Annotated in this window: 4 protein-coding genes and 1 tRNA gene; 3 read left to right on the top strand and 2 right to left on the bottom strand. The window is 72.0% G+C overall.

What is annotated here, in order from left to right; genetic code table 11:
* Nucleotides 1-712: 712 nt before the first annotated feature.
* The 3 genes from HYE82_RS32105 to HYE82_RS32095 are packed head-to-tail and all read left to right on the top strand — an operon-like array spanning nucleotide 713 to nucleotide 5,922.
* Nucleotides 713-1,603 (top strand): serine/threonine protein kinase, encoded by an 891-nt coding sequence (locus HYE82_RS32105; RefSeq protein WP_179177727.1) that lies wholly within the window; start codon nucleotides 713-715, stop codon nucleotides 1,601-1,603.
* 6 nt (nucleotides 1,604-1,609) lie between these two features.
* Complete coding sequence (locus HYE82_RS32100; RefSeq protein ID WP_179177726.1) at nucleotides 1,610-3,805, top strand: PQQ-binding-like beta-propeller repeat protein; 2,196 nt, start codon at nucleotides 1,610-1,612, stop codon at nucleotides 3,803-3,805.
* A 23-nt stretch (nucleotides 3,806-3,828) separates the two neighbouring features.
* Nucleotides 3,829-5,922, top strand: a complete 2,094-nt coding sequence (locus HYE82_RS32095) for a protein kinase (protein WP_179177725.1) — start codon at nucleotides 3,829-3,831, stop codon at nucleotides 5,920-5,922.
* 134 nt (nucleotides 5,923-6,056) lie between these two features.
* On the opposite strand, the gene HYE82_RS32090 is transcribed toward HYE82_RS32095, so the two are convergent.
* Together HYE82_RS32090 and HYE82_RS32085 are read right to left on the bottom strand one after the other, a co-directional pair.
* A tRNA-Thr gene (locus tag HYE82_RS32090) sits at nucleotides 6,057-6,133 on the bottom strand.
* A 96-nt stretch (nucleotides 6,134-6,229) separates the two neighbouring features.
* Nucleotides 6,230-7,010 (bottom strand): alpha/beta hydrolase (locus HYE82_RS32085; RefSeq protein ID WP_179177724.1); only part of this gene is annotated, 781 nt, incomplete at its 5' end.

The following is a 7,010-nucleotide window of genomic DNA, read 5'->3' as shown; positions in this document are numbered from 1 at the left end:
CACCGCGGCCGCCCCCGCCACCGCCGCCCTGCGCAACCGTGTCGTCATGCCCGGCCTCCTGCCACGCGACGTCCAGGTCCAGGTCCAGGTCCAGCCATTCCAAGCTAGCCCGGCCCCCGAACGGCGGCGACCGCACCCTGACGGCCCAACCGCCGGAACGGGAAACACCGCAAGGCCGGACCGGGAGGGTGCCCGTCAGCCGACCGGGTTGCGGCGGGGCGAGCCGTCTGGACGGCAGGCTCGGTGTCGCCGCCGCCGTACGGTGGAGGCGCTCGATGCGCCGGCACCTGGCGGAGCCTCGGGTGATCAGGGCCGCGCCGACGATGCCCACGAGCCGGGCCGGTCCCCGGCAAGGGCGACACCGACGATCCGGGGCCCGCACCGGCGATCGAGCAGGCACACGACCCGGTTCGGCGGATGCGACTCGCCGGCTGCCCTGGCGCGTTTGGGCCGCCCTCAATCCGGCGGTCGGCGCCGGCGGCCGGTTCTGCCAAGCAAGGGGCCGGGCACCGGGCACCGGGCACCGGGCACCGGGCAGCTTGTCACGGCGTTCGGGCAACTGGCGGGCTTCCGCGGCCGGGTACTGTCAGACCTTCAGACCTGCAGACCTCGGCGCCGTCGAGCCATGGCCTCCGGCGAAACCTTCCTCCGCCCCTGCAACGGCGCTTGAGTAGGCTTGTCGTGGCTCATCACGGACCGGGGGAGAACGCGCATGGAATGGCTGCGCCATGACGACCCTCCGCAGATCGGGCCCCACATCACCCTGGCCCGGCTCGACGCGGGCTTCGAACAGGCCGTTTCCGCACGCCGCTTCATCGCCCGCAGCGCCGACGGCGACCGCACCTTCCTTGCCTGCCTCCCGCGCATCGACGTCGACCCGACCCGCTGGGCGATCGAGGCGGAGGGCGCCCGTCGGCTCTCGATACCGGGATTCCTTCCGGTCGGGGAGGTCGGCGGCACTGCGGAACTCCCGTGGTGCACGGCACCGTACGTCCCCGCCCTCCCTCTCCCGGCCGCCCTGCGAGCTCACGGCGGTCCGTTGCCCGAGCCGGTCGCACGGGCCCTGGGCGCCGCCCTCGCCCGAACGCTGGCCACCGCCCACGCCCACGGCGTGACGCACGCAGGCCTGTCCCCTGCCGCCGTACTGCTCACCACCGAAGGCCCCCGCCTGAGCTGCTTCGGGGCGGTACGGGCCGCGGCCCCGGACGGGGAGCAGCGCAGCGGTCTGCCGGGCCTTGAATCCGGCAGTCTCGCTCCGGAACAAGCCGCCGGCGGACGGCCTCAGCCGCTGGGCGACGTGTACGCCCTGGGGGCGGTGCTCGCCTACGCGGGAACCGGCCATACCGTCCCCGAACGTAATGAACTTCCCTCCAGCTTCCGCGAATTGGTAGCGGCTTGCCTCTCGCGGGACCCCCAGAGGCGTCCGCAGGCGCACCAAGTCCTCGCCCACCTGGAGTCAGCCACACGTACCGCAGCGCATCAGGCCGGGGTCTTGGACGCGGCCGTCCCGATGCCCCTGCCGGCGGCCGTGGTCGCCGCGATCGCGCGCCAGTCGGGGCAGATCCTCGCGGCTGAACTCCCTGCTCCTGCTTCCCTGGACTGACGGCTGATGCTCTCTCCGCTCACCCACGACGACCCGCACGGGCTCGGCGCCTACCGCCTCATCGCCCGCCTGGGCAGCGGCGGCATGGGCACCGTCTACCTCGCCCGCTCAGCCTCGGGCCGTACGGCAGCGCTGAAGACGATGCATGCCCGCATCGCCGCCGACCCCGCCGCCCGCACCCGCTTCCGGCTTGAGGTGGACGCGGCTCGCGTCATCGGCCCCGTCCACGGCGCCCGGGTCTTCGACGCCGACCCGCTCGCCGACACCCCGTGGCTGGCCACCGAGTACGTTCTGGGCCCGCCCCTCGACGAAGCCGTCTCCCTCGCAGGACCGCTCCCCGAGCCCGCGGTACGCACGCTCGGAGCCCTGCTGTGTGCGGCTCTGGCCCAGCTCCACGCCTCGGACGTCGTCCACCGCGACCTCAAACCCTCCAACATCATGATCACGGCAGACGGTCCCAAAGTCATCGACTTCGGCATAGCCCGTGCGATCGGCGACGACCGCCTCACCCGCACCGGTACCGCCGCGGGCACGCCGGCCTTCATGTCCCCCGAGCAGGCGACCGGCCAGGAACACACCTCTGAGGGAGACGTCTTCGCACTTGCCGGCGTCCTCACCTATGCGGCCACCGGCCGCGGGCCCTTCGGCACCGGACAGCACGCCGACCTCATCTACCGCGTCCGCTACGCCGACCCCGACCTCACCGGAGTCCCCCCGGCCCTGCTCCCGATCCTGACCCGCTGCCTCAGCAAGAACCCCGCCGACCGCCCCAGCACCACCGACCTCGCCGCCCAGTTGTGCCCTGGGCAGGGCGGCTTCGCCGACCACCTCCCCGATCCCCTGCTCATGGAGATCACCCGCCGCGTCGGTGACGTCTGGCACGCCCGGCCCCACCGCCTCCCGGCCCCACCGGATCACGCCTTCGCCGGATCCTTCCCGAGCGGCACCCGGTCCGTCCCGTCCACCCCGTCCGTCGTGTCGCGCCGCAAGCTCCTGGTCCTCGGAGGGATTTCCGCACTCGGAGCGGCAGCGGCGGGAGCCGGCGCCTGGGCATGGTCGGGCCGTCAGGACACCACCGGCCCGAAGCCACCCGCCGTCGCCTCGAAGGAACCCGCGTGGGACATGCTCTGGCAGGTGAGGGGCACCAGCGTCGCCGACCCCCTCGTTCCCCCCTCGCCACTCGTCCTGGACGGACTGCTCGTCGTGGGCGAGAACGGCGTACAGGGCCTGGATCCCGCGACCGGAGCGACGAAGTGGTCCGACCCCGGTGTCTGGTTCATGCGCCGGACCGCCACGGACGGCAAGCAGATCTACGCCGCCGACCACACCCTCGAAGAGACCGATCCGCTCCGCGTCGCCACGGTCGATCCGGCCACGGGAAAGCTCAGGGCCCCGTTCAGTGAACTCAAGGACCTGAGGGCGATCCTCTACGGAACCCAACTGCTCTGCGCGACGGGCGACGCCGTCTACCTGGTGGGCGGCCGAGGCCCCCACACGAACACCGGCTTCGGCAAGGACCAGACGTGGTTCCTGCTGGGCATCGACGCCCGTTCGGGCAACAAACTCTGGGAGGTCCCGCTCCCCGCCCGACCGGACAAGTCCGAGCGCCTGCACTTCCTGTCCGCCCAGGCAGTGGGCAAGTACCTGGTCCTCGTCCAGCAGTCCGCGGGCGGAGTACCGCGCCTGGTCGTACACGACGCGCTGACGGGCAAAGCGCTGTGGGACCGGCCGCTCGACGGCAAGCAGTCGGCTTTCAGCCGGGCCCATCCGGCCGTGGACGACCGGCACGTGTACCCGTCGGCAGGTGAACTCGTCGCCCTCGGCCTGGCCGACGGCAAGGTGGCCTGGCGGTTCGCAGGGGAAACACCGGGGGCGCGCTTCAGCCCCCCGGCCGTCAAGGACAGTGTGGTGTACGCGGTGGAGGAAAGCCGCGGCATGGTCGCGCTCGACGCCACGAGCGGCACACTGCGGTGGGCGGAGAAGGGCCGCGAGGTCACGGCCGACGACCTCGACACCCCGCCCGCAGTCGGCATCACGCAGGTGTACAGCAGCGCTGCGTCCGGACTGGTGGCCGCGGACATCAGGACCGGGGCCGTGTCCCGTCCCTTCAAGGCCGCCAAGGCGAGGTACTTCGCCCACGCGTCCGCCGGGCGGCTCATCGCCATCGGCGACGAATACACCGCCGCGTACCCCCTCGCTTGAGCTCACAGAAAGCCTCACACGCAATGAAGCCCCTGGAATCCGGAGACCCGATCCGACTGGGCCCGTACCGCATCCTCGCCGTGCTCGGCGAAGGGGGCATGGGCAGGGTCTACGTCGGTCAGGACGGCGGGGGGCAGGCCGCCGCCGTGAAAGTGCTGCACCCCCACCTGACGCACGACCGGAACCTCACGCAACGATTCGTCCGCGAGGCCCAGATGGCCAGGGCGGTCACCGGCGGCTCCGTGGCCCGCGTCCTGGACGCCCGAACGGAGGGCGGGCGTCCGTGGATCGCCACCGAGTTCCTGACCGGGCCGACACTCGCGGATGCCGTCCGCTCCCACGGGCCGTTCGACGAGCCGACGGTACGGGCCCTGGCGGCGGCGCTCGCCCACGCGCTCCGCGACATCCACGCCGCCGGCCTCGTCCACCGCGACCTGAAGCCCGCCAACATCGTGCTCACCGCGACGGGCCCCCGCGTCATCGACTTCGGCATCGCACGCCCTGAACACGGCCTCACCCTCACCGCCACCGGTCAGGCCCCGGTCACCCCCGGCTACAGCGCGCCCGAGCAGGTCCTGGGGCAGCGCGTCGGTGCACCGGCCGACGTCTTCTCCCTGGGTGCGGTCCTGGTGTACGCGGCGAGCGGGCAGCACGCGTACGAGGGTTCACACGTCGCCGCCGTGCAGTTCGAGGTCGTCCACGGCGAGCCGCGCCTGGACCGCGTACCGCCCGCGCTCCAGCCGTTGATCGGCCCGTGCCTCGCCAAGGACCCGGCGTCGCGGCCCTTGCCGGACCAGATCATCCAGGCCTCCGCCCCGCCCCGAGGCGCCGAACGCGCCTGGCGGAAGGGATCGATCGCGCAGGACATCGCGACCCGCGGGCACAGCCTCCACCGGCTGACCACACTGCCCGGCGGGGTCGCACCGCACTCCGTGTCACGTCGCCGCCTGCTGACGGGCCTCGCGGTCGGCGGATCGGTACTCGCGGCCGGCGGCGGCACCGCCGCGTGGTGGATCCTTTCGGGTCGCGGCCCCTTCGACGTCCCTCCAGCCGTACAGACCCCCCAAGCCCGCGTCCTGGACCCGCAGAAGGGCGACTTCGTCCTCGGCAAGGCTCCCGAGCCGCTCTGGAGCGTCCCCTCGTCGCTCTCGGACGACTCGCCCGCGCCCCTCCCCGTACGGGACGTCATCATCGGCGGAGCACCGAACGGCGGCATCGCCGCGCGCAGCGTCGTCGACGGCACACTCCGTTGGTCGGCGCCGAAGACGGTGGCCGCCAACCGCTATCTGTCCCTCTCCGACCAACTGGTGGCGGCCACCGACCGGAACGGCACTCTGGTGACCTTCGTCGCCTCGACCGGCGAGCCCAAGTGGACGTCTCCCGCGGACGCCGCCTCGCTCCTCGCCGCGGACGACGAAGCCGTCTATGTGATCACCAAGGACGGGCGGGTGCGCAGCATCGGCCGGTCCGACGCCAAGGTCCGCTGGACCGTCGACGTCGACGCGGACCTCGGCACGAAGGCCGCGTCGCGCGGCCTGGCGGCCCACGGGCGGCTGGTCCTCACGGCGGCGGACGGCTCCGTCGTCGCCCTCGACACGACCGACGGCCGCAAGGCATGGGACCGCGGCAAGCAGTTCGACGACGGCCGGGCCAAGCTCGCCTTGTCGGGGCGCTCCCTGTGCCTGACCGGAAAGAACCTCTCCGTTCTCGACATCATCGACGGCAAGGACCTCTGGTCGGCCGAGAACCCCAAACCGCCGAACGGCGGCGCGATCTACTGGGGCCCTCCGACCATCCACGGCGACCACGTGTATGCGAGTGTCCTGGGATTCCCTCTCCGCTACGACCTCCGGAACGGCAAGGCAACCGACTGGGCCTACGCAGGCCTCCTCGAATGCGACCCGCCCAGCCCGCTCGTCGTGCAGGGAAACGGCCTCTGGTCGGTCGCCGTCAACAAGACCCAAGCGGGCATCAACGTCATCGACCTCTCGCCCGAGAACCGGCCGCCGTGGGTGTTCCCCGTCATCAAGAACCCCGACCGCTACTGGATCACGGCCGACGCGAACCGCGTCTTCCTCCTGGACGGCGCGTCACTCGGCGCCCTGCCCGTCTTCTGAGCCGGCGAGCCCCGTTCCACCGAACCATCCGGAGCCGCGTCACGCAGAAGGCCAGGTCAGACGCATGCCTGATCTGGCCTTCCTTCAAGCAACGAAAAAGCCCCGGATCACGGCGAGTGAGTCCGGGGCTTTCATGGAGCCGCCTTCGGGATTCGAACCCGAGACCTACGCATTACGAGTGCGTTGCTCTGGCCAACTGAGCTAAGGCGGCACCGCCGGGAGACGAGAGTTCCCCCGGAGGGGTTCGCTCATCAGCAGCGGCGCCTAGTCTACAGGCTCGGACAGGGTGCCCCGAACCACGTGATCGTTACGTGCACTTTTTGCCGTTTGCCGGGGGCTTGCCCTCCAGGAGGTAGGTGTTCAGCGCGTTGTCGATGCAGGTGCTGCCGCGGCCGTAGGCCGTGTGGCCGTCGCCGTCGTACGTGAGCAGGACGCCCGAGTCGAGCTGGCCCGCCAGGGACTGTGCCCACTTGTACGGGGTCGCCGGGTCGCGGAGGGTGCCGACCACCACGATCGGCGGGGCTCCCTTCGCGGTCAGCGGGCGCGCGGCGCCGGTGGCGTCGACCGGCCAGTACGTGCAGTTCAGGGAGGCCCAGGCGAGGCCCGCGCCGAAGACCGGCGATGCCTTCCGGAAGGAGGGGAGGGCCTCGGTGACGGCGTCGGGGCCGGAGAAGGCCGGGGGCTGGTCGAGGCAGTTCACGGCGGCGTTGGCGTACATCAGGTTGGCGTACTTGCCGTCCGCCTCGCGCTCGTAGTAGCTGTCGGCGAGGCCGAGGAGGCCGGAGCCGTCGCCGCCCATCGCCGCGGCGAGCGCCTCGCGCAGCTGCGGCCACGCGCTCTCGTCGTACAGCGCGGCGATCACGCCGGTCGTGGCGAGGGACTCGCCCAGCGGGCGCTTCGGGTCGCCGCTCGGCACCGGCTTGGCGTCCAGGGTGCGGAAGAACTCCTGCAGGCGTTCGGCGATCGCCTCGGGGCCGCCCTTGCCGAGGGGGCAGTCGGACTGCTTGGCGCAGTCCCGGGCGAAGGAGCGGAAGGCCGTCTCGAAGCCCTCGGTCTGGTCGCGGTTCATGTCGAGGGCGGGACGGGAG

The sequence above is a fragment of the Streptomyces sp. BR123 genome, assembly GCF_013401435.1.
Taxonomy (GTDB): Bacteria; Actinomycetota; Actinomycetes; order Streptomycetales; family Streptomycetaceae; genus Streptomyces.
Note: the sequence above shows the minus strand (reverse complement) of the source record. Positions and strands in the feature narration are given on the sequence as shown.